General features: G+C 71.0%; 16 protein-coding genes, 4 tRNA genes and 2 pseudogenes. 10 read left to right on the forward strand and 12 right to left on the reverse strand.

Features of this window, described 5'->3' with window-relative positions; translation table 11 throughout:
* Positions 1-173: 173 nt before the first annotated feature.
* The 4 genes from purS to OJ254_RS10255 all read left to right on the forward strand — a co-directional run bounded on the left by purS (position 174) and on the right by OJ254_RS10255 (position 4,301).
* Positions 174-419, forward strand: a complete 246-nt coding sequence (purS, locus tag OJ254_RS10240) for a phosphoribosylformylglycinamidine synthase subunit PurS (RefSeq protein ID WP_261956905.1) — start codon at positions 174-176, stop codon at positions 417-419.
* The gene (gene purQ / locus OJ254_RS10245; protein ID WP_265362093.1) at positions 416-1,096 is read left to right on the forward strand and encodes a phosphoribosylformylglycinamidine synthase subunit PurQ; all 681 of its coding nucleotides are present in this window, start codon (positions 416-418) and stop codon (positions 1,094-1,096) included. The genes purS and purQ overlap by 4 nt, the downstream gene beginning before the upstream one ends.
* Positions 1,096-3,345, forward strand: a complete 2,250-nt coding sequence (gene purL, locus OJ254_RS10250; RefSeq protein ID WP_265362094.1) for a phosphoribosylformylglycinamidine synthase subunit PurL — start codon at positions 1,096-1,098, stop codon at positions 3,343-3,345. Before purQ ends, purL begins: the two co-directional genes overlap by 1 nt.
* 158 nt (positions 3,346-3,503) lie before the next feature.
* Positions 3,504-4,301 carry a maleylpyruvate isomerase family mycothiol-dependent enzyme gene (locus OJ254_RS10255; protein ID WP_265362095.1) on the forward strand — a complete coding sequence of 266 codons (798 nt, stop codon included), beginning with the start codon at positions 3,504-3,506 and terminating at the stop codon, positions 4,299-4,301.
* Between the two features lie 47 nt (positions 4,302-4,348).
* Here the strand turns inward: OJ254_RS10255 and OJ254_RS10260 are convergent, their stop codons facing one another.
* Both OJ254_RS10260 and OJ254_RS31570 read right to left on the reverse strand, forming a co-directional pair.
* The gene (locus OJ254_RS10260; RefSeq protein ID WP_265365110.1) at positions 4,349-5,818 is read right to left on the reverse strand and encodes a sulfatase family protein; all 1,470 of its coding nucleotides are present in this window, start codon (positions 5,816-5,818) and stop codon (positions 4,349-4,351) included.
* Between the two features lie 297 nt (positions 5,819-6,115).
* On the reverse strand, positions 6,116-6,235 hold the full coding sequence (locus OJ254_RS31570; RefSeq protein ID WP_362146486.1) for a putative leader peptide: 120 nt from the start codon (positions 6,233-6,235) through the stop codon (positions 6,116-6,118).
* A 127-nt stretch (positions 6,236-6,362) separates the two neighbouring features.
* Between OJ254_RS31570 and purF the strand changes: the two genes are divergently transcribed.
* Positions 6,363-7,922 carry an amidophosphoribosyltransferase gene (gene purF / locus OJ254_RS10265; RefSeq protein ID WP_265362096.1) on the forward strand — a complete coding sequence of 520 codons (1,560 nt, stop codon included), beginning with the start codon at positions 6,363-6,365 and terminating at the stop codon, positions 7,920-7,922.
* 34 nt (positions 7,923-7,956) lie between these two features.
* Entirely contained in the window at positions 7,957-9,027 is a 1,071-nt protein-coding gene (purM, locus tag OJ254_RS10270; RefSeq protein WP_265362097.1) for a phosphoribosylformylglycinamidine cyclo-ligase, read from the forward strand.
* Between the two features lie 192 nt (positions 9,028-9,219).
* Here purM and OJ254_RS10275 read toward each other — a convergent pair whose 3' ends face one another.
* Together OJ254_RS10275 and OJ254_RS10280 are read right to left on the reverse strand one after the other, a co-directional pair.
* On the reverse strand, positions 9,220-9,471 hold the full coding sequence (locus tag OJ254_RS10275; RefSeq protein WP_261956911.1) for a DUF3073 domain-containing protein: 252 nt from the start codon (positions 9,469-9,471) through the stop codon (positions 9,220-9,222).
* A gap of 313 nt (positions 9,472-9,784) precedes the next feature.
* Entirely contained in the window at positions 9,785-10,903 is a 1,119-nt protein-coding gene (locus OJ254_RS10280) for a Leu/Phe/Val dehydrogenase (RefSeq protein ID WP_265362098.1), read from the reverse strand.
* 220 nt (positions 10,904-11,123) lie between these two features.
* On the opposite strand from OJ254_RS10280, the pseudogene OJ254_RS10285 reads away from it, so the two are divergent.
* Both OJ254_RS10285 and bldC read left to right on the forward strand, forming a co-directional pair.
* Positions 11,124-11,959, forward strand: a pseudogene (locus OJ254_RS10285) (DUF8083 family protein).
* Between the two features lie 514 nt (positions 11,960-12,473).
* Entirely contained in the window at positions 12,474-12,680 is a 207-nt protein-coding gene (bldC, locus tag OJ254_RS10290; protein WP_003949541.1) for a developmental transcriptional regulator BldC, read from the forward strand.
* Between the two features lie 540 nt (positions 12,681-13,220).
* Here bldC and OJ254_RS10295 read toward each other — a convergent pair.
* From OJ254_RS10295 to hrpA, 3 genes and pseudogenes are all read right to left on the reverse strand, one after another.
* Positions 13,221-13,466, reverse strand: coding sequence for a DUF6274 family protein (locus OJ254_RS10295; RefSeq protein WP_265362104.1), 246 nt, complete (start codon positions 13,464-13,466; stop codon positions 13,221-13,223).
* A 354-nt stretch (positions 13,467-13,820) separates the two neighbouring features.
* Positions 13,821-13,895 (reverse strand) — tRNA-Asp (locus OJ254_RS10300).
* Positions 13,896-13,987: 92 nt separating this feature from the next.
* Positions 13,988-18,099: pseudogene (gene hrpA / locus OJ254_RS10305) on the reverse strand (ATP-dependent RNA helicase HrpA).
* A gap of 123 nt (positions 18,100-18,222) precedes the next feature.
* On the opposite strand from hrpA, the gene OJ254_RS10310 reads away from it, so the two are divergent.
* A complete protein-coding gene (locus tag OJ254_RS10310) occupies positions 18,223-19,353 on the forward strand; it encodes an ABC-2 transporter permease (RefSeq protein ID WP_265362105.1) in 1,131 nt (376 codons plus the stop codon).
* A gap of 88 nt (positions 19,354-19,441) precedes the next feature.
* Here OJ254_RS10310 and OJ254_RS10315 read toward each other — a convergent pair.
* The 4 genes from OJ254_RS10315 to OJ254_RS10330 form a co-directional block, all read right to left on the reverse strand.
* Positions 19,442-19,515: transfer RNA gene (locus OJ254_RS10315), tRNA-Phe, on the reverse strand.
* Between the two features lie 4 nt (positions 19,516-19,519).
* Positions 19,520-19,594, reverse strand: a tRNA-Asp gene (locus tag OJ254_RS10320).
* A 48-nt stretch (positions 19,595-19,642) separates the two neighbouring features.
* Positions 19,643-19,714, reverse strand: a tRNA-Glu gene (locus OJ254_RS10325).
* A gap of 82 nt (positions 19,715-19,796) precedes the next feature.
* Positions 19,797-21,515, reverse strand: coding sequence for a metallophosphoesterase family protein (locus OJ254_RS10330; RefSeq protein WP_265362106.1), 1,719 nt, complete (start codon positions 21,513-21,515; stop codon positions 19,797-19,799).
* 120 nt (positions 21,516-21,635) lie between these two features.
* Between OJ254_RS10330 and OJ254_RS10335 the strand changes: the two genes are divergently transcribed.
* A complete protein-coding gene (locus OJ254_RS10335) occupies positions 21,636-21,986 on the forward strand; it encodes a metallopeptidase family protein (protein ID WP_265362107.1) in 351 nt (116 codons plus the stop codon).
* 132 nt (positions 21,987-22,118) lie between these two features.
* Here OJ254_RS10335 and OJ254_RS10340 read toward each other — a convergent pair whose 3' ends face one another.
* Entirely contained in the window at positions 22,119-22,343 is a 225-nt protein-coding gene (locus OJ254_RS10340; RefSeq protein WP_265362108.1) for a hypothetical protein, read from the reverse strand.
* Positions 22,344-22,345 lie beyond the last annotated feature (2 nt).

Below are 22,345 nucleotides of genomic sequence, written 5' to 3' on the forward strand. Positions count from 1 at the left end.
TCGTCAGCGTGTCTTCCCGCAATCCAGCCTCCGGATCTTTTCGAGGATTTTTCCTTGGGGCACTCCGCCCGATACCGCACCGTGATCGGGCAGGCGGGATATCTATGCGCGTAGATTTTCGAACACGGTACTGTGAGGGCACCGCCTTACGCACCACACCACCGGGAGTGCCAGTGGCACGCGTCGTCGTCGACGTCATGCTCAAGCCGGAGATCCTCGACCCGCAGGGGCAGGCGGTGCAGCGCGCACTGCCTCGTCTGGGTTTCGAAGGGATCGCCGATGTCCGTCAGGGCAAGCGTTTCGAACTAGAGGTGGAGGGACCGGTCGATGAGGCCGCCCTCGCCCGGGTCCACGAGATGGCCGGAACGTTCCTCGCCAACACCGTCATCGAAGACTTCACCGTGCGGGTCGAGTCATGACCTCGCGTATCGGTGTGATCACTTTCCCCGGCACGCTCGATGACCGCGACACCCAGCGCGCGGTCGGTCTGGCGGGCGCCGAGGCGGTGCCGTTGTGGCACCGTGACAAGGACCTCAAGCAGGTCGACGCCGTGGTCCTGCCCGGCGGGTTTTCCTACGGCGATTACCTGCGCGCCGGGGCGATCTCGCGCTTTTCGCCGGTCATGGAGACCGTCATCGAGCAGGCGAAGGCCGGGCTTCCGGTCCTGGGTATCTGCAACGGGTTCCAGGTGCTGACCGAGACGCATCTGCTGCCGGGCGCGATGCTGCGCAACAACCATCTGCACTTCATCTGCCGCGATCAGAGGCTGCGGGTGGAGAACGCCACCACGGCGTGGACCGCGGACTACGAGGCGGGGCAGGAGATCTCCATCCCGCTGAAGAACATCGACGGTCGGTACACCGCCGACGAGCGCACGCTGGATGAGCTGGAGGCGGAGGGCCGGGTGGTCTTCCGTTATCTGGACGGCAACCCCAATGGTTCGCTGCGTGACATTGCCGGCATCACGAATGCGGCGGGCAATGTGGTGGGCCTGATGCCGCACCCCGAGCACGCGGTGGAGCCGCTGATCGGGACGGGCCGGACCGACGGCCTGGGATTCTTCACCTCGATCCTGAAGAAGCTGGTGGGCGCCTGATGACTCTGGACACTGTCAAGCACGCCACCGAGACCCCCGAATCAGCCCAGCCCTGGGCAGAGTTGGGTCTGAAGGAGGACGAGTACGCGCGGATCCGCGAGATCCTGGGCCGCCGCCCCACCGGGGCGGAGCTGGCGATGTACTCGGTGATGTGGTCCGAGCACTGCTCGTACAAGTCCAGCAAGGTGCATCTGAAGCAGTTCGGGGAGAAGGCGCCCGAGAACGATGCGCTGCTGGTCGGTATCGGGGAGAACGCCGGCGTGGTCGATGTGGGCCAGGGGTATGCGGTGACCTTCAAGGTCGAGTCGCACAACCACCCCTCCTACATCGAGCCCTACCAGGGCGCGGCCACGGGTGTGGGCGGCATCGTCCGCGACATCCTGGCGATGGGGGCTCGTCCGGTGGCGGTGGTCGATCCGCTGCGGTTCGGTGCGGCCGATCACCCCGACACCAAGCGTGTGCTGCCCGGTGTGGTGGCCGGGATCGGTGGTTACGGCAACTGCCTGGGGCTGCCCAACATCGGTGGTGAGGTCGTCTTCGATGCCTGCTACCAGGGCAATCCGCTGGTCAATGCCGGTTGTATCGGTGTGATGAAGCACGAGGACATCCACCTGGCCAAGGCCTCCGGCGCGGGCAACAAGGTCATCCTCTACGGTGCCCGCACCGGCGGCGACGGCATCGGCGGCGTCTCCGTGCTCGCCTCGGAGACCTTCGATGACAGCAAGCCGACCAAGCGGCCCGCGGTGCAGGTCGGTGACCCGTTCCAGGAGAAGCTGCTCATCGAGTGCACCCTGGAGATCTTTAAGGAGAAGCTGGTCGCCGGCATCCAGGACCTGGGCGGCGCCGGACTGTCCTGCGCCACCAGCGAGCTGGCGTCGGCCGGCTCGGGCGGTATGCGGGTCGAGCTGGACTCCGTTCCGCTGCGCGATGCGACGCTCTCTCCTGAGGAGATCCTCATGAGTGAGTCGCAGGAGCGGATGTGCGCGATCGTCGAGCCGCAGCACGTCGAGCGGTTCATGGAGATCTGCGAGAAGTGGGACGTGATCGCCACCGTCATCGGTGAGGTCACCGACGGCGAACGCCTGGAGATCTTCTGGCACGGCGAGCAGATCGTCGACGTCCCCCCGCGCACCGTCGCCCACGAAGGCCCGGTCTACCACCGGCCGTACGAGCGCCCGTCCTGGCAGGACGCGCTGCAGGCCGACGACGCGGGCAAACTCGCCCGGCCCACCACCTCGGCGGAGCTGAAGGACCAGGTCCTGCAGCTCGTGGCGTCCCCGAACCAGGCGTCCAAGGCGTGGATCACCGACCAGTACGACCGTTTCGTCCAGGGCAACACGGTCCTCGCGCAGCCGGAGGACGCGGGCATGGTGCGGATCGACGCCGACACCAACCTGGGTGTCGCGCTGGCCACGGACGGCAACGGCCGCTACGCGAAGCTGGACCCGTACGCGGGCGCGCAGCTCGCCCTCGCCGAGGCCTACCGCAATGTGGCGGCCGCCGGTGCCAAGCCGCTGGCCGTCTCGGACTGCCTGAACTTCGGTTCGCCCGAGGACCCGGCCGTCATGTGGCAGTTCGCCGAGGCCACCCGTGGTCTGGCGGATGCCTGCCAGACCCTGGGCACCCCGGTGACCGGCGGCAATGTCTCCCTCTACAACCAGACCGGGGAGACGGCGATCCACCCGACGCCGGTCGTCGCCGTGCTGGGTGTGATCGACGACGTCACGCGCCGCACGCCGATCGGGTTCGCCGAGGAAGGGCAGCTGATCTACCTGCTCGGTGACACCCGTGAGGAGTTCGGTGGTTCGGCCTGGTCGCAGGTCATCCACGAGCACCTCGGCGGTCTGCCCCCGCAGGTGGATCTGGAGCGGGAGCGGCTGTTGGCCGAGATCCTGATCTCCGCCTCCCGCGACGGCATGATCGACGCCGCCCACGACCTGTCCGACGGCGGACTGATCCAGGCGCTGACCGAGTCCTGCCTGCGCGGCGGGACCGGTGCCCGGCTCGTCGTGCCCGACGGGCTGGACGCGTTCACCTTCCTGTTCAGCGAGTCGGCGGGCCGTGCGGTCGTCGCCGTGCCGCGGAGCGAGGAAGTCCGCTTCACCGACATGTGCACCGTCCGGGGCCTGCCGGCCACCCGCATCGGTGTCGTCGACGGCGAAGAGATCGACGTCCAGGGCGAGTTCAGCATCCCGCTCAGCGAACTGCGCACCGCCCATGAGGGCACCATCCCGGGGCTGATTGCCTGACGCCCCGTCCCGGGCCCCGTTCGCCGGTGGCCCGGTTCCTTCCCGGCCGGAACGGCCCGCCAGTACGTCTGGCGGGCCGTTCCGCGTCTGTGCGGGCGTCGGCTCGGGGGCGATCCGCGCCGCGGGCGGTTGTCAGTGCTGCCGCTTACGCTGATCGCATGTCTCCTGCCGCCCGGAAGTCGCGCTCCCGCCAGTACGACGAGAAGAAGACCCGCGCCGCCGTCCTCGCGCAGTTCGCGCACGTCCGCGCGGCCGTGGGTGAGCTGACGGCTGATCAGTTCGCCCGGCCGACCCGGCTGGGCGACTGGACGGTGCGGGAGCTCGTGGCGCATCTGGCGCTGGCGGTCGGCAGCGTGCCGCGTGCGCTCGCGCTGCCCGCTCCGCCGCAGGTGACGACCGCCCTGCTGGACTGGCCGTTCGCCACCGCGCCGCTCGCCCCCGGGATCGACGCGGACACCCGCGCGCTGGCGTCCGGCACCGACGCCGTGGAGCTGCTGGCGCGCACCGCGGCGGAGTTCGAGCAGGCCCTGCCGCCGGAGGGTGCGGAGCGCCTGGTGGCCGCCCGGCCCGGCGCGATGCGGCTGGCCGACTACCTGGTCACCCGCTGCGTCGAGCTCGTCGTGCACACGGACGACCTGGCCGCGGCGACCGGCGCGGAGATCCCGTACGACCGCCAGGCACTGGCCACCACGACGCGGCTGCTGGCCGATGCGCTGGCCGTCAAGGCCCCCGGCGGGTCGGTCGAGGTCCGGGTCCCGCCGTTCGCCGTGGTGCAGTGCGTCGAGGGCCCCCGGCACACCCGCGGCACCCCGCCGAACGTCGTCGAGACCGACCCGCTGACCTGGATACGCCTGGCCACCGGCCGGACGACCTGGGACGCGGAGCTGGCCGCCGCGGCGGTCAGCGCCAGCGGCGAGCGGGCCGGCCTCGGCGAGCACCTGCCGGTGATGGCCTGACGGCCGCGGAGCTTCCGGAGCGGCCGGCGCAGGCACGAGGCGGCCGGTCAGCCCTTCGGATACGGCAGCAGCGTGGCGTCCACCGCCTCCCAGGCCGCCCGCAGCTCGCCCAGCAGCTGCCGTTCGTCCGGCGCCTTGTCGGCCTGCTCGCGGGGGTCGCCGACGATGTGGAAGAGCTGGTCCTTGCCGCTCTTCCCGCGGTAGTACTTCCAGTCACCGCGCCGCAGCGCCCGCTCGCCGCGCACCCGCCAGAACAGGTCGCGCTCGGCGATCCGCTCGCCGCGCAGCAGATAGCCGGCCAGGCTCGTACCGTCCAGCGGGTACCCGCGGTCCGGCCGGGCGCCGGCGAGCTCCAGCAGCGTGGCCGTCCAGTCCGGGGTGAACACCGGCTCGTGGCTGACCTGGCCGGGGCGCAGCCGGGCCGGCCAGCGCACGATGGTCGGCACCCGGATGCCGCCCTCCTGGAGCGACGCCTTGTTCCCGGACAGCGGCCAGTTGTACGACCAGCGCTCGCCGCCGTTGTCGCTGGCGAAGAAGACCAGGGTGTCCTCCTCCTGGCCGGAGCGGCGGAGCGCGGCGAGCACCTCGCCGATCGAGCGGTCGAGGTCCTCGACCATCTCGCGGTACTTCTCCAGCGAGCCGCCGTCCTGGTGCCAGAGCGCGCCCGGCTCGCCCGCCTCGATCCGGCGGACGATCTTCGCGCTCTCCTCCTCGTCGCCGTCGGCGATCCACGGCCAGTGCGGGGTGGTGAAGTTGAGGTTCAGCAGCCAGGGCTTGTCATGGTCGCGCTCGACGTAGTCGACCGCCCGCTCGGTGATGATCCGGGTGTAGTAGCGCAGGTCCTTGTATGCGGCGTCGCCCTCGTAGAGGTCGTACTCCCCGGCCAGCCCCAGCTTCGAGTAGTACTCCAGCGCCCCGCCGAAGTTGCCGAAGAAGGTCTCCCAGCCCGACTGGGTGGGGCTGTGGTCCGGCAGGTAGCCGCAGTGCCACTTGCCGATCAGCGCCGTCGCGTAGCCGGCGGTGCGCAGCAGCGAGGCGAGGGTGGGGTGGTGCGGGTCCAGGCCCACGCTCTTGTCCGCGATCGGCTCGGCGAGCCCGCCCTTCGTACGGCCCGGATACCGGCCGGTGTAGAGGGAGAAGCGGGTGGGCGAGCAGGTGGCGGAGCCGGCGTAGGCGTGGGTGAAGCGGACGCCCTGGCGCGCCAGCCGGTCCAGGTGCGGCGTACGGATGTGGGGCGAGCCGTACGAGGAGAGGTCGGCCCAGCCCAGGTCGTCGCCCAGGATGAAGAGGATGTTGGGGCGCCGGGAATGCCGGCCGGGCGCGGCACGGAACGCCTCCTCGGCGAACGGGGCGGCCGCCGCGGCGGGGGTCGCGCCGGCCACCGGGGCGACGGCGCCCAGCCCGCCCACGGCGGCCGCGGCACCGGCGCCGGCGAGCCCGCCGAAGGCGCGCCGCGAGAGGCCGGTCGGCGGGACGGGGGCGGACGGATCAGCGGAATCGGGGGAGTTGGGCGACATATCGGGCGCCGCGGAGGCGCGGGTGGGATCGACGGACGGCATGGGGTCGGCTCTCCAGAGTGGTCGTCTCGGGGCGGGGCGCGGCGCGCGGGCCCCCGGGGACGGCGGCGGGCGGAGAGGCGTCGCGTATCTCACACCGGAACGCCGGGGCGCCCGTACGGCAGGTGGTGCGTACGGGACTGAAGCGACATTCCGGTGGGTGGCAGGTAGGGCGACGGCGTGGCGAAAGGCCAGCTCAGTGGGGTGGCCCGGGAAATTCGCGGGGCCCGTCGTCACCCGCAGCTACGCTGCTGGTGCTCAGCGACAGATCGCGCTCGCGACGCGACCGAGGTCGACGTGGCGGCGGCGCACCAGGCGCTGCGCGGAGCGGGGCGCCCGGCAACACACCAGGTGCGCCAAGGGCTGCGGGGTCTGCATGGGCAGAAATCCTGTCCGCGTGGCCGTGACCACGTCAAGCACGCTTCATGTCCCGTTCATGCACTCATCCAGATCCGCGGCCATCCCCGGTTCGGATGAATCCGCGACCTGCCCTAGACTCGGGGGCGTGCCACGTGGTGACGGACGACTCAACCACGACCTGCTCCCCGGTGAGAAGGGCCCCCAGGACGCTTGCGGCGTCTTCGGTGTCTGGGCTCCGGGTGAAGAGGTCGCCAAACTCACCTATTTCGGGCTGTATGCGCTGCAGCACCGTGGACAGGAGTCCGCGGGCATCGCGGTGAGCAACGGCTCCCAGATCCTCGTCTTCAAGGACATGGGCCTGGTGTCCCAGGTCTTCGACGAGACTTCCCTCGGCTCCCTCCAGGGCCACATCGCCGTGGGCCATGCCCGCTACTCCACCACCGGTGCCTCGGTGTGGGAGAACGCCCAGCCGACGTTCCGCGCCACCGCGCACGGTTCCATCGCGCTCGGCCACAACGGCAACCTGGTCAACACCGCCGAGCTGGCCGAGATGGTCGCCGCGCTGCCCCGCGAGGGCGGCCGCGCGACCCAGGTCGCGGCGACCAACGACACCGACCTGGTGACCGCGCTGCTCGCCGGCCAGGTCGACGAGGACGGCAAGCCGCTGACCGTCGAGGAGGCCGCGCCGCGCGTCCTGCCCAAGGTCATGGGCGCCTTCTCGCTCTGCTTCATGGACGAGCACACGCTCTACGCCGCCCGCGACCCGCAGGGCATCCGCCCGCTGGTCCTCGGCCGGCTGGAGCGCGGCTGGGTGCTGGCCTCCGAGACCGCCGCCCTGGACATCGTCGGCGCCAGCTTCATCCGGGAGATCGAGCCCGGCGAGATGGTCGCCATCGACGAGGACGGCCTGCGCAGCAGCCGGTTCGCCGAGGCCCGCCCCAAGGGCTGTGTCTTCGAGTACGTCTACCTCGCCCGCCCGGACACCGACATCGCCGGCCGCAACGTCTACCTCTCCCGCGTGGAGATGGGCCGCAAGCTGGCCGCCGAGGCGCCCGCCGACGCGGACCTGGTGATAGCGACACCGGAGTCCGGCACCCCCGCCGCGGTCGGCTACGCCGAGGCCAGCGGCATCCCCTACGGCTCCGGCCTGGTCAAGAACTCCTACGTCGGCCGGACCTTCATCCAGCCCTCGCAGACCATCCGCCAGCTCGGCATCCGCCTCAAGCTCAACCCGCTCAAGGAAGTCATCCGCGGCAAGCGGCTGGTCGTCGTCGACGACTCGATCGTCCGCGGCAACACCCAGCGGGCGCTGGTGCGGATGCTGCGCGAGGCCGGTGCGGCCGAGGTCCACATCCGGATCTCCTCGCCGCCCATCAAGTGGCCGTGCTTCTTCGGCATCGACTTCGCCACCCGCGCGGAGCTGATCGCCAACGGGCTGAGCGTGGAGGAGATCGGCAAGTCGCTGGGCGCCGATTCGCTCGCGTACATCTCCATCGACGGCATGATCGAGGCGACCACGATCGCCAAGCCGAACCTGTGCCGCGCCTGCTTCGACGGCGAGTACCCGATGGAGCTGCCCGACCCGGAGCTGCTGGGCAAGCACCTCCTGGAGTCGGAGACCGCGGCACCGACGAAGTCCGACGTGGACGGCGTCCAGACGCTCACCGCCGGGGTCGGCGGGGCCGACGCGCTGCGTCGCCCGTAGAGCTCGTACACACACGACACGAAAGTTCTCAGCCATGTCCGCTGAACCTTCCGGCGCCAGCTACGCGAGCGCGGGCGTCGACATCGAAGCCGGCGACCGCGCCGTGGACCTGATGAAGGAGTGGGTGAAGAAGGCCACCCGCCCCGAGGTCGTCGGTGGGCTCGGGGGCTTCGCCGGCCTCTTCGACGCCTCCGTCCTCAAGCGCTACGAACGCCCGCTGCTGGCCTCGGCCACCGACGGCGTGGGCACCAAGGTCGACATCGCCCGCAAGATGGGCGTCTACGACACCATCGGCCACGACCTCGTCGGCATGGTCGTCGACGACCTGGTCGTGTGCGGCGCCGAGCCGCTGTTCATGACCGACTACATCTGCGTCGGCAAGGTCTACCCGGAGCGGGTCGCGGCGATCGTCAAGGGCATCGCCGAGGGCTGCGTGCTGGCCGGCTGCGCGCTGGTCGGCGGCGAGACCGCCGAACACCCGGGCCTGCTGGGCGCGGACGAGTTCGACGTGGCCGGCGCCGGCACGGGCGTCGTCGAGGCGGACCGGCTGCTGGGCGCCGATCGCATCCGTACGGGCGACGCGGTGATCGCGATGGCCTCGTCCGGACTTCACTCGAACGGGTACTCCCTGGTCCGGCACGTCCTCTTCGACCGGGCCGGGATGGCCCTCGACCAGGAAGTCGCCGAGTTCGGCCGGACGCTGGGCGAGGAGCTCCTGGAGCCCACGAAGATCTACTCGCTGGACTGCCTGGCGCTGACCCGCACGACCGAGGTCCACGCCTTCTCGCACATCACCGGCGGCGGACTGGCCAACAACCTCGCCCGGGTCATCCCGGACGGACTGCACGCCACCGTCGACCGCGCGACCTGGACGCCGGGCCCGGTCTTCGACCTCGTCGGCACGGCCGGCTCGGTCGAGCGCCTGGAGCTGGAGAAGACCCTGAACATGGGCGTCGGCATGATCGCCGTCGTCCCGCAGGAGTCGGTGGACGTGGCGCTGACCACGCTCGCCGACCGCGGGGTGGACGCCTGGGTCAGCGGTGAGATCGTCGAGCGCGGCGACCACGCCGACGCGGTGACCCTGACCGGTGACTACGCCGCCTGAGCGGACCGGCCGCCGCACCGGGACCCACCGGTGCGGCCGCCGCTGCGGCGCACCTCCGGTGGACCGGTACGGCCGGTTCCCGACGGGCCGGCGCCCGGACGCTCTCGTTCCGGGCAGCACAAAACCCGGCCCGGGCAATGCCCAGGACCGGGTCCGTGATGCTGCTAGCGGGTGCCGCGAGCGCGCAGAACGTCAAGCACGACGACGCTGCTGTGAGGAGTCGCCCTCATCCTCGTCATCGTCGTCGTTGTACAGCTCTGCGTACCGTGCGTACGGGTCGTCTTCGGCATCCTCGAACGGCTCCGCGTTCGGAGGCTGCTGGCTCGACGGTGCCGTACTTGCACCCAGCTCGCTGGCCAGTGCTGAGAGATCCGTCCCACCGCTGTTGTACTTCAGCTGGCGGGCGACCTTTGTCTGCTTGGCCTTGGCCCGGCCGCGCCCCATGGGTCGACCCCCTCAGTGACGGGGCTCGATGGCCCCAGAGTCTTGACACGCGTTCATGGATCAGAGCGGGCTCTCGACAGAGAGACCGGCCCGTAGAGCTTTAACGGTACCTGCTTCCGCGGCCATACGGTACGTCGCCCGCATCACCCGCCGCTCGGCACGACCCGCAGGGTGCCCCGTCCCCGCTGGTCAACTGCGATTTTAACCTGTCCCGTACGGCGACCCGCCGACGGGTGGTGAGGGATGTCTCCCCGACCGGCCGTGGCGGGCCGCGCAAGGTGGTGTTTCCGGCCGCCCTGGCCGGAACCTTCGGTCAGCTCCTCCGCGCCTCCGCCATCCGCTGCTCGGCCAGCCGGTCGGCGGCCGCCGCCGGCGGGATACCGTCCGCCTTCGCACGAGCGAATATCGCCAGCGTGGTGTCGAAGATCTTCGCCGCCTTGGTCTTGCAGCGGTCGAAGTCGAAGCCGTGCAGTTCGTCGGCCACCTGGATGACGCCGCCGGCGTTCACGACGTAGTCGGGGGCGTAGAGGATGCCGCGGTCGGAGAGGTCCTTCTCGACACCGGGGTGCGCGAGCTGGTTGTTGGCCGCGCCGCACACCACCTTCGCGGTGAGCACCGGCACCGAGTCGTCGCTGAGCGCCCCGCCCAGGGCGCACGGCGCGTACACGTCCAGGCCCTCGGTGCGGATCAGCGCCTCGGTGTCCGCGACCGCGGTGACCTGCGGGTGCTCGGCGCGGACCCGCGCCACCGCGTCGGCGCGGACGTCCGTGATCACGACCTCGGCACCGTCCTTGAGGAGGTGCTCGACGAGGAGGTGGCCGACCTTGCCCACGCCGGCGATGCCCACCTTGCGGCCGCGCAGCGTCGGATCGCCCCAGAGGGTTTGCGCCGAGGCGCGCATGCCCTGGAAGACGCCGTACGCGGTCAGGACGGAGGAGTCGCCGGCGCCGCCGTTGGCGGGGGAGCGGCCGGTGGTCCACTTGTTCGTGCGGGCGACCACGTCCATGTCGGCGACGTACGTGCCGACGTCGCAGGCGGTGACGTAGCGGCCCCCGAGCGAGGCCACGAACCGGCCGTAGGCGAGCAGGAGTTCCTCGGTCTTGATCAGATCGGGGTCGCCGATGATCACGGCCTTGCCGCCGCCGTGGTCCAGCCCGGCGAGGGCGTTCTTGTAGGACATGCCGCGCGACAGGTTCAGGGCGTCCAGCACGGCCTCCTCCTCGGAGGCGTAGGCGTGGAAGCGGGTGCCGCCGAGCGCGGGACCCAGCGCGGTGCTGTGGATGGCGATCACTGCCTTCAGGCCACTGGCCCGGTCCTGGCAGAGAACGACCTGCTCATGGCCCCCTTGTTCCGATCGGAACAGGGTGTGCAGAACGCCGCCGTCGGTGCCGGCGGGGGCCGGACGTACGTCAGTCACGGTGGTGACTCCCATAAGTCGCGAAGGACGCCCTCCTACGGGTGGGGAGGGCCGGTTGGGAAGAGCGTAAGACCTGCGGCGGCGGTTGATCGGTCAGGTGCCGAGGATCACCCTCTCCCGGGGGACGGACGTGGGACGATCTGGTCGTATCGCAGGCCGGTCGGAGGCCCTCGGGCGTGTCGGGCACGCCGTGCGGCGGGTCCTCGGGCGGTGGACTTCCTCGTAAGGAGCGGGTGTGGCCCTGGCGTCATCGGTGCAGGTCCCGTACATGGCATACCTGCGGGTCTACGAGCCGCTGGCAGCGTTCCCCGAGCCGGAGCGCTCCCACTGGGCGCGCTACGCCAAGCGGGAGGACACCCCCACCGCCCAGGACGAGCAGCGCCGGGCGCTGGCCGACCTGCTGCCGACCCCGCCGGTGCCGGTCCCGGTCCACGAGAGCGCGGACGCCTTCGTCGCGGTGGTGAACGAGGTCGTGTGCGTCTGCCCCTGGCGCACCCGGCTGCGCGGCTGGCAGGCCCTGGAGGGGCTGGAGGAGCTGCTGCCGGCGGCGGTGCTCGACGCGGCGCTGCCCCCGGTGGTGCGCCGGCAGGCTGCCACCGACTACGAGCGGTGGCGCGAACGCAACCCCGACGCCCGGCCGTGGATCCGCGGCGCGACCTGGCACGTCCCGGTCCGCTGGTTCGTCCTCTTCGACGACGCCGAGCGGGAGTACACGGAGGGTGACCAGGGGGCCGTGCTGCGTTACCGCACGCCGATGGTGCAGGCCAGGCGGCGGGTCGCGCGCGGATTGCGGACGCTGCGGAGCGCCCTGGAAGAGGGCCGCTGATCGACGGCCTGGTAGATGTGGGGCGCTGGCTCGAGGAATTCCACCCACGCTCGCTCGTGGAGCTGGACTACGGAGGGCTGGTGCACGCGGTGCCCGAGGGGCAGCTCGCCGAGGACCGTTCCGCCGCCGAGGTGGCGGAGGGACTGGCGGCGCTGCGCGAGGGGGACGGCGAGCGGGCCGGTGCCGCGTACGAGAAGCTCTCCCAGCGGTGGCGCGCGGTCCGCGAACGTCAGTTCTCGAGCTGACCGCCCGAACGCTTTCCCGAGTTCACGGTGCTGTCGTACGGTGCTCGCTTCACGGTGGTCGGGCGGTAAGGGACGTAGGTCCTTAACCGGGCGATTGCCTCAAGCGTGACCTAAAGCACTGACTTCGGGTCTTGCTAGCAAGCCTCTTCCTCGTGCCAAAATAGGACAAGGAGCCCGACCCGGGCTCCTTCCGTCCAACTAAGGGCGGATAGATCGGTATTGCGGTCCTTGAGGGGTCTCGTGGCGGCTGAGCCCGTTGTGACTGATCGTCACGGCGGTGTGACTGTCCGCTATGGCACGGTCCATCGGCATCCGCCGAGGTTGAACACCTGAGAGGGCAATTCCATCGGTTTGGCCGACGTGGCTGGACAGATGGTGTAGTTGTAGTGCCGAGGACAAGCCGTTCGTCCTATAACCGACTCGGCCCGCGTCCGCCATTTCGGGCAACGTGGGTCAAGGTGCAGAATTTAGAGGAAAGAACCGTGATGGTTCGGTTCTCCCGAGGAGGCCGCTCATGACCGCTCGCACCCCTGACGCCGAGCCGCTGCTGACCCCTGCCGAGGTTGCCACGATGTTCCGTGTCGACCCCAAGACGGTCACCCGCTGGGCCAAGGCAGGCAAGCTCACGTCCATCCGCACGCTCGGAGGGCATCGGCGTTACCGCGAGGCTGAGGTCCGCGCACTGCTGGCGGGTATTCCGCAGCAGCGCAGCGAGGCCTGAAAAGCCGCGTAGCCAGGCCGTTTTCGGGGCCCCCAACCCGAAAACGCCCACTTCGCGCACCAGGCTCGACCTGCTCCACCACGCTTCACACAGCTTCATACGACGCGGCGCCTGACCCAACAGGCCCACACCCGCTCCACCTGGGTACGTCACCGATCGCGCTGGACTCCGCCGGGTCCAGCGCGATTTTTTTTGTGTACGGCCGCTCCAGGGCCGGTCAGGAGGCTCGGGCCACCTGGCGCCGGGGCCGGCGCCCGGCGGCGCGCACGGTGCCTTCAGGGGCCCTCCGGGGGCCTTCAGGAGTGACTCCGGGAAAGGGCATTCGATGCGCCTGGAGGGTGGTGCAATTGCACATATTAAATTGACCCGTTGTAGGGCGGGTGTAAGTTCCCTACCCGGCGAAACTTGTTCGGTGACTCCCGTCACACGGCGCGCTGCTTGTAGCGATCCGCCCGCTGCGGTAGGGGAGTTGCCCCCTACCGCGAGGTCCTTCCACTCCCCACACTGCCACCGGACAAGACGTCGTGCAGGCGCCCTTGGTCACCGCGGCGCGGGACTTTTGTCCTCGGCCGCCGGCGGCTCGCTGACGGCCGGCGCGGGGGCCGGGGCGGGAGCGGGTGCGGACGGCGGCGTGGCGGGCCCGGAGCGGGCCGTGTGCGGCTCCATGGCGAGCCGCAGCAGCTGATGGCAGATGGGGCAGTGCCGCGTCAGATGGCGGTAGCCCGTGGCCGCGGCCAGATGGGCTCGCAACAGCGCCCTGGTTTCGTGTCGTACCGCAGTCGTCATCGCGCATACCTCCCCGGCCCCCACAACCTCCCCAAGTGAGTACCGGCGCCAGGAGGTCCCGTCAATACAGCGGGCAGCAAAGCAGTCACCCCCCGCAGCCGACGGCGCGCGAACGGCGGCAGCGGCGGGCGGGCACCGGACCGGCGCACGGCACGCGGCGGACGGCGGACATGCACGGCGCCCGCGAACGTGGCACGCGAACGCGGAACGGCCCGCATCGAAGAAGGATGATGCGGGCCGAACAGCTGCGGTCCTGAGGGGATTTGCGGTCTCCGGTGGCGGCTGCGCCGCGGGCGCGGCCTCTCCGGACAGCAGTACGGCCCGCATCCCCAGGGGATACGGGCCGTAAAAAAGCGGTCCTGACGGGATTTGAACCCGCGGCCTCCACCTTGACAGGGTGGCGAGCACTCCAAACTGCTCCACAGGACCTTGCGTTTCGCTTTCCGCTTGCGGCGGGCTGCGAAGCAAGACTGTACAGCAGGTCAGGGGGTGCGGTCGAACTCGATGCCGGTGCCCGCCCTTCAGGCGGGCACCGCCGCGTCCACCGCCTTCATGATCCGCTTGTCGGAGACCGGGTACGCGGTGCCCAGGGCGTGCGCGAAGTAGCTGACCCGGAGCTCCTCGATCATCCAGCGGATCTCGCGGGCCTCGGCCGGCACCGCACGGCCCGGCGGGAACTGCTCCAGCAGCCAGGCGTATTCGTCCTGCATCTCCTTCACCTTCGCCATGCGGGTGCGGTCCCGCTCGGCGTTGGTCGGCAGCTGCGTCAGACGGCGGTCGACGGCGATCAGATAGCGCATCAGGTCCGGCAGCCGCTTGGCGCCGTGCGCGGTCACGAAGCCGGGCTTGATGAGCTGTGCCAGCTGCTCCTTGACGTCCGCCAGCGACGGCAGCAGCGAGGGGAAGGACGTCTCCTTCAGCCGGCGCTCACACGCCTGCCAGGCGGCCAGCACCTCCTGCACCTGCTGGATCGTCCGCAGCGTGACGTCCACCAGGTCGGACCGGACGGCGTCGAACAGCTTGCGGAAGGACTCCTCGTCCCACGCCGGGCCGCCCCGCGCCGCGATCAGGCGGTCCGCGGCGGCGGTCACGCAGTCGTCGAAGAGCGCCCCGATCGAGCCGTGCGGATTGCGGGACAGCGCGAGCTTCTGCTGGTTGCTCAGCTTGTCCTGGGCGAACTTGGCGGGGTTGGAGGGGATGTTGAGCAGGATGAGGCGGCGGGTGCCCGCCCACATCGCCGACTGCTGCGCGGCCTCGGTGTCGAAGATCCGGACCGCGACGCTGCCGCCCTCGTCCACCAGCGCCGGATACGCCTTCAGCGGCTGGCCCGCCCGCCGGGTCTCGACCGTGCGCGGCAGCGCGCCGATCGTCCAGGACGTGAGGCCGGTGCGCTGCTCCACGCCGGCCGGCGCCGCCTCGTCGGCCGCGGCCCGCCGCCCTTGCGGGCCCGGCCGGGCCGTTCGGCGGCCTGCTCGAAGGCCTTGGAGATGGCCTCCTGGGTCTTCGGCTTGAGCTTGTGCCGCAGCGCCTCCAGGTCCTTGGCCTCGGCGAGCTTGCGCCGCCGCTCGTCGACCACCCGGAAGGTGATCTTGAGGTGGTCGGGAACCTTGGCCACGTCGAAGTCCGCCGGGTCGACGGGCACGCCCACCATCCGCTGCAGCCCGGCGGCCAGCGAGGCCGTCAGGGAGCCCTGCAGCGGCACCGTGGAGTCCAGGAAGCGGGCCGCGAAGTTCGGCGCCGGCACGTAGTTGCGCCGGATCGGCTTGGGCAGCGACCGGATCAGCTCCGTCACCAGCTGCTCGCGCAGGCCCGGGATCTGCCAGTCGAAGCCGTCGGAGGCGACCTGGTTGAGGACCTGCAGCGGGATGTGGACGGTCACGCCGTCCGCGTCCGCGCCCGGCTCGAACTGGTACGTGACCTTGAACTTCAGCTTTCCCTGCCGCCAGGAATCCGGGTAGTCGTCCTTCGTGACGGCCTCGGCGGATTCGTTGATGAGCATCGAGTGCTCGAAGTTCAGCAGCTCCGGCTCGTCCCGGCGCTTGGTCTTCCACCAGGAGTCGAAGTGGGCACCGGAGACGACGTGGTCGGGGACCCGCCGGTCGTAGAAGTCGAAGAGCGTCTCGTCGTCCACGAGGATGTCGCGGCGCCGGGCGCGGTGCTCCAACTCCTCGACCTCGCCGAGGAGTTTGCGGTTGTCATGGAAGAACTGGTGGTGGGTGCGCCAATCGCCCTCCACCAGGGCGTTGCGGATGAACAGCTCGCGCGAGGTCTCCGGATCGATCCGGCCGTAGTTGACCTTGCGCTGGGCGACGATCGGCACGCCGTAGAGCGTGACCCGCTCGTAAGCCATCACCGCGGCCATCTTCTGTTCCCAGTGCGGCTCGCTGTACGTGCGCTTGACCAGGTGCTGGGCGAGCGGCTCGATCCACTCCGGCTCGACCTTCGCGTTCACCCGCGCCCACAGCCGGGAGGTCTCGACCAGCTCGGCGGACATCACCCAGCGCGGGGGCTTCTTGAAGAGCGCGGAGCCGGGGAAGACCGCGAACTTGGCGCTCCGGGCGCCGAGGTACTCGTTCTTGGCGGTCCCCTCCTTCCCGCCCTCCAGCCCTGCGTTCTTCAGGCCGATGTGCGAAAGCAAACCAGCGAGGAGGGAGGTGTGGATGTGGTCCGGTGCCGCGTCCTCCTCGCTCAGATGGATCCCCATCGTCTTGGCGACCGTGCGCAGCTGGGAGTAGATGTCCTGCCACTCGCGTATCCGCAGGTAGTTCAGGAACTCGTTGCGGCACATCCGGCGGAAGGCCGACGAGGACAGCTCCCTCTGCTGCTCGCGCACATAGCGCCAGAGGTTCAGGAACGCCAGGAAGTCGCTGGTCTCGTCCTTGAAGCGGGCGTGCTGCTGATCGGCCTGCTGCTGCTTGTCGGAGGGCCGCTCGCGCGGGTCCTGGATGGACAGCGCGGCCGCGATGACCATGACCTCGCGGACGCAGCCGTTGCGGTCCGCCTCCAGCACCATCCGCGCCAGCCGCGGGTCGACCGGCAGCTGGGACAGCTTGCGCCCGGTCTGCGTGAGCCGCTTCTTCGGGTCCTTCTGCCGCGGATCGAGCGCGCCGAGCTCTTCGAGGAGCTGCACGCCGTCCTTGATGTTGCGGCGGTCCGGCGGATCGATGAACGGGAACTTCTCGATGTCACCGAGGCCGGCCGCGGTCATCTGCAGGATGACGGAGGCCAGGTTCGTCCGGAGGATCTCCGCGTCGGTGAACTCGGGACGGGAGAGGAAGTCGTCCTCGGAGTACAGCCGGATGCAGATGCCGTCGCTGGTCCGGCCGCAGCGGCCCTTGCGCTGGTTGGCGCTGGCCTGCGAGACCGGCTCGATGGGCAGCCGCTGGACCTTGGTGCGGTAGCTGTAGCGGGAGATCCGGGCCATGCCCGGGTCGATGACGTACCGGATGCCCGGCACGGTCAGCGAGGTCTCGGCGACGTTCGTGGCCAGCACGATCCGCCGGCCGGTATGGCGCTGGAAGACGCGGTGCTGCTCGGCGTGCGACAGCCGGGCGTACAGCGGCAGGACCTCGGTCTGCGGCAGCTGCTTCTTGTTGAGCGCGTCCGCCGTGTCGCGGATCTCCCGCTCGCCGGAGAGGAAGACCAGGATGTCGCCCGGCCCCTCCGCCTGCAGCTCGTCCACCGCGTCGCAGATCGCGGTGATCTGGTCGCGGTCCGCGTCCTGGCCGCCTTCTTCCAGCAGCGGGCGGTAGCGCACCTCCACCGGGTACGTACGGCCGGACACCTCGACGATCGGCGCGCCGGGGGCCGCGTCGCCGTCGTCCGCGGTGGCGTCCGCCGCCCCGACCGTGGCGAACGAGCCGAAGTGCCGCGCGAACCGCTCCGGATCGATGGTCGCGGAGGTGATCACGACCTTCAGGTCGGGGCGCCGGGGCAGCAGCTGCGCCAGATAGCCGAGGATGAAGTCGATGTTGAGGCTGCGCTCGTGCGCCTCGTCGATGATGATCGTGTCGTACTGGCGCAGCTCGCGGTCGGTCTGGATCTCGGCGAGCAGGATGCCGTCCGTCATCAGCTTGACGAGGGTGTCGGCGCCGACCTGGTCGGTGAAGCGGACCTTCCAGCCGACCACCTCGCCCAGCGGGGTCTTCAGCTCCTCCGCGACGCGTTCGGCGACCGTACGGGCCGCGATCCGGCGCGGCTGGGTGTGCCCGATCAGACCGCGCACGCCCCGGCCGAGCTCCAGGCAGATCTTCGGGATCTGGGTCGTCTTGCCGGAACCGGTCTCGCCGGCCACGATCACGACCTGGTGGTCGCGGATCGCCGCGAGGATGTCGTCCTTCTTCTGGCTGACCGGCAGCTCTTCCGGATACGTGATCTCCGGGAGCGCGGCCCGCCGCTGGGCGACCCGCAGCTCGGCCTCGTCGATGCCGTCGGCGATCTCGGCGAGCACGGCCGCCCGGGCTTCGGGCTTACGGATCCGGCGCGCGCCGTCGAGCCGGCGCCCCAGCCGCTGCGCGTCGCGCAGCATCAGCTCGGGCAGGCGTGCGCTCAGCGCGGGGAGGGTGGGAGCAGCGGTGCCGGGCGGGGTGGAGGAGATGCCGTCGGGCAGGGCGGAGGCAGGCTGACTGGACATACGTCCCCCAGGATCTCACCTCGGGTGAAGGACTGGCGAACCATTTGCCGGCCCGGCCGGGTGCCCGCCCGCATGCGGCCTCTTGTACGGGAATGTCTGACATCAGTGGCTTAGCGTGTGCGCATGTCCGACGATCGCGGCGACCCCGGCCCCCAGGGCGAACCCGACGCGTCCCACCAGGAGGGACCCCACCAGGACGCCCCGCCCCCGCACGGTGTCCACGGCCGGCCGCGGACCGGCGCGGAGAAGTGGGCCGCCTACAAGAGGTCCCCGTTCTTCCCCGCCACCGTGCTGGTCTTCATCCTCGCCGCGGCCGCCGGCCTCTTCGCCGGCTCGTACACCTACGCCATGGCCAACCCGGCGCCGCGGCACATCCCCACCGCGGTGGTCGGCTCCCCCTCCGCCCCGCAGGTGAAGGCGTTCGCCGTAGGGATGGAGAAGGACCTGCACGCCTCGCTCCGGCTGACCGAGTACCCCTCGTACGGCGCGGCCCGCGCGGCCATCGACGACCAGCGCGAGTTCGCGGTCCTGCGCGCGCACGGACGCGGTGTCGAACTGGACGTCTCCGGCGCCTCGGGCGCCACGGTGGCCCAGCTGCTGGCCGAATCCGGCGCCCGGGTCGGCCGGGCGACCGGCGTGGACGTCCGCATCCGGGACATCACCCCGCTCCAGAAGGGCGACCCGCGCGGTCTCGCCCTCTTCTACATCTCCCTGGCCGCGGTGATCATCGGCTTCGTCGGCGCGATCCAGCTCAGCGTGCACGCCCGGGCCCTCAACCCGGCCGAGCGGACCGCCTGCACGATCGTCTACGCGCTCCTCGGCGCGTTCGCCATCGCGGCGGTGGTCGACTGGTGGCTGGGCGCCCTGCGGCTGCCGTTCCTGGAGTCCTGGCTGATCCTGGCCCTGACCATGTTCACCTCCGGCATGGTCTTCACCATGTTCAACACCCTCATCGGGCGCTGGGCCATGATCCCGACCTGGGGCCTGATGGTGCTGCTGGGCAACCCCTCCTCCGGCGGCGCGGTCTCCTGGCCGCTGCTGCCGTCCGTCCTCGGCCACATCGGCCGCTGGCTCCCGCCGGGCGCCTCGGTCAACGCCCAGCACACCGCGGTCTACTTCGGCGGCCACCAGCACGCCTTCCCGTCCCTCGTGCTGGCCGGCTGGTCGGTGCTCTCCTGCACGGTCTTCTGGGTCTGGCGCCACCGCCACCCGGGCGGCCGCGAGACCGGCGCGGCCCATGCGGCGGACGGCTGAGCGGCGGAGGGCTGCGGAACGGATTCTGCCGGGTGGTGGAACGACGAAGGCCCCGGTTCGGGGAACCGGGGCCTTCGTCCAATGGGTGTGGCTGGGGCCGGGGTCGAACCGGCGACCTATCGCTTTTCAGGCGATCGCTCGTACCAACTGAGCTACCCAGCCGCAGCGGTCCTGACGGGATTTGAACCCGCGGCCTCCACCTTGACAGGGTGGCGAGCACTCCAAACTGCTCCACAGGACCTTGCATTGCGTGAAAGCGGCCTGAACCATTCTCACACACGGTAATGCGTGCCCCAACGGGATTCGAACCCGTGCTACCGCCTTGAAAGGGCGGCGTCCTGGGCCACTAGACGATGAGGGCTGGTGGCCTCCTTGGCGTCGTTACCGGCGCCGTCGGGGACGTGAGAAGCATATGGGATGGGAGGACCGTTCGCCAAAACGGTTTACCCGGAGCCGTCGGAAGGGGTCCTGGTCGGCCGCGAAAAAGGCCCCGGTGAGCGGCCGGCCGACGGCCCGGCGTGCGGGCCGGACGGGTGAGCGGAGCGGGTCGGCGCCGGCGTGGCGCCGGGCTGGTTCTCCCGCGGGAGGTGGCGGCTGACCTCGGCGCGGGACAGGCCCAGCCCGCCCAGGGTGATCTCGTCCCACGCCTGCAGCCGTTTGGTCCTGCGGTCCAGATAGAGCACCGACGCCTGGACCGGGGCGGGCTTCCTGTTCTGCACCGCGCGCAGCCCGCCGCCACCGGTGGAGCCCTCGACCATCAGCCGGGTGCCCCCGGGCAGCGTGGTGTTCTCGCGGTGGTGGATGTGGCCGGCCAGCGCCAGCGGGACCAGCCCGTCGGTCTCCGCCGCGGCGGCCGGGTTGTGCGCCAGCGCGAGGTCGACCGGCGTCCCGGCCAGCCGCTCGGTGCGCAGCACGTCGGCGAGCCGGCGGCCGGCGGCTCGCTCGGCGCCGTCCCCGGCCGCCACGACCGAGCGGTCCGGGGTGAACTGCGGGTCGCCGGTGCCCGCGATCCGCACCCCGGCGACCCGGACCACCCGGCCGTTGTCGAGGACGGTGACGTGCCGGCGGCCGGACAGGTAGCTCTGCGTGGTGCGCGAGTCGTGGTTGCCGCGCACCCACACGTAGGGCGCGCCGAGCGTGGACGCCGCGTCGAGGAAGTGGTTCTCGGCGGCCGAGCCGTGGTCCATGGTGTCGCCGGTGTCGACGATCACGTTGATCCGGTACTGCTTCACCAGGGAGGCGATGATCTGCCAGCTCGCCGGGTTCAGATGGATGTCGGAGACGTGCAGGACGCGGAGGGTGCTGGGGTCGGGCTGGTACGCCGGCAGCGTCGAGGTGGCGTCGTAGAGCTTGGTGACGTTGGTGACCAGCCGGGCCAACTCCTTCTGGTACACGTCGAATTCGCTGACGATGTTGCGCGCGTTGCCGACCACGGACGGGGCCGAGGACAGCAGTCCGGAGAACTTCGGCTCCAGGACGGAGTCCGGGTTCCAGGTGGCGTACGCGGTGCCGGCGGAGGCGCCGAGCAGGGCGAGCGCCAGGCCGCCGGCGGCCAGCGCGCGGCGCGGGCGGCGGTAGACGACCAGGCCCAGCGCGGTGGCGCCGGCGGCCACGGCGAGGCAGGAGTGCACCGCCAGCCCGAGGGCGCCGCGGGTGACGTCATGGGCGACCTCGTCCTGCAGGCCGGCGAACCGTTCGGGGTGGGAGACCAGCGCCTGCGAGCGGACCGGGTCCAGCCGGTCGACGTCGACGTCGAGCCGCAGCGGCGCGTAGTGGCTGCTCAGCTCCAGGTCGCCGAGCGGTGCGACGTCGATCCGGGTCCCGCCGGTCAATGAGGGGCGCAGGGCCATGCTGGTGTCCATCGGGCCGACGGGGGCGTGCACGGTGCCGATGAGGATCAGCCCCAGCCAGGAGCCGAGCGCGGCCACGGCTATCAGGCCGAGCGAACGGGCCAGCGGGCGCGGCGGGTCGAGGGGGCCGACGGCGGGTTCCGTACGGCACAAGCGGGAGGGGCGGCGGACGGCTCCGGGCGGCGGGGATACGCCGCGCGGCCGGTCCCGGCCCGGACGCCACGGCGGGCGGAACGGGCGGGGAAGCCACCGGAGCAGGGGGTTTCGCGGTGGGTCGGGGGCCGATGTCCGGGAGCGCTCAGCACGGGCCATTGGCCCCGTATGCCCGGAGGCGGCGGCCGTCAATCAGGGTGCGGCGACTCGAGTGGTGGTGCGGGATTTCGGGCGGGCGGCGACGATCGGAGGCGGGGAACGGTGGCGGAGAATGGTGGTGTGCTGGAAATGACGCGCGAGGAGTTCGAGGAACTGGTCGCCGAGGCGCTGGACCGGATCCCGCCGGAGCTCACCCGGCTGATGGACAACGTGGCGGTCTTCGTCGAGGACGAGCCGCCGGCCGACGAACCCGAGCTGCTCGGGCTGTACGAGGGGACGCCGCTGACCGACCGGGGCGAGTGGTACGCGGGCGTGCTGCCGGACCGGATCACGATCTACCGGGGGCCGACACTCCGGATGTGCGCGACGCGTGAGGACGTGGTCGCCGAGGCGGAGGTGACGGTCGTTCACGAGATCGCGCACCACTTCGGCATCGACGACGCCCGGCTGCATTCGCTCGGCTACGGCTGAGTCGCGGCGGCGCCCCGGCGTGATCGGCGGCGCGGGGCGCGTGTCCTCAAGCGGGGGGCGGGAGTTGGGCAGGGCGTCCGTGCCGCCGTCCCTGCGCTCCGGATCCGGAGGTCCCGCCGTGCGCCCGAGCCCTTACCGCCCCTCACCGTCCCCGACACCGCCGTCCGCCCCCGTGGTGGCGCGGCCACCGGAGCCACCGGTGCCGTCGCCGCAGCCGCCCGCAGTGCAGCCGTGCGCCTCCCGGTCGCCGGCCGCGCAGCCGTCCGTCCCGCGGTCGCCGGCCGGCCGGGCGCTGTCCCGGGTCGCCGTCGCCGCCGCGACCGTCACCGCGCTGGCCGCGTCCCTGGCCGGCTGCATGA

It is taken from the genome of Streptomyces endophytica (assembly GCF_026153355.1).
Lineage (GTDB): Bacteria > Actinomycetota > Actinomycetes > Streptomycetales > Streptomycetaceae > Streptomyces > Streptomyces endophytica.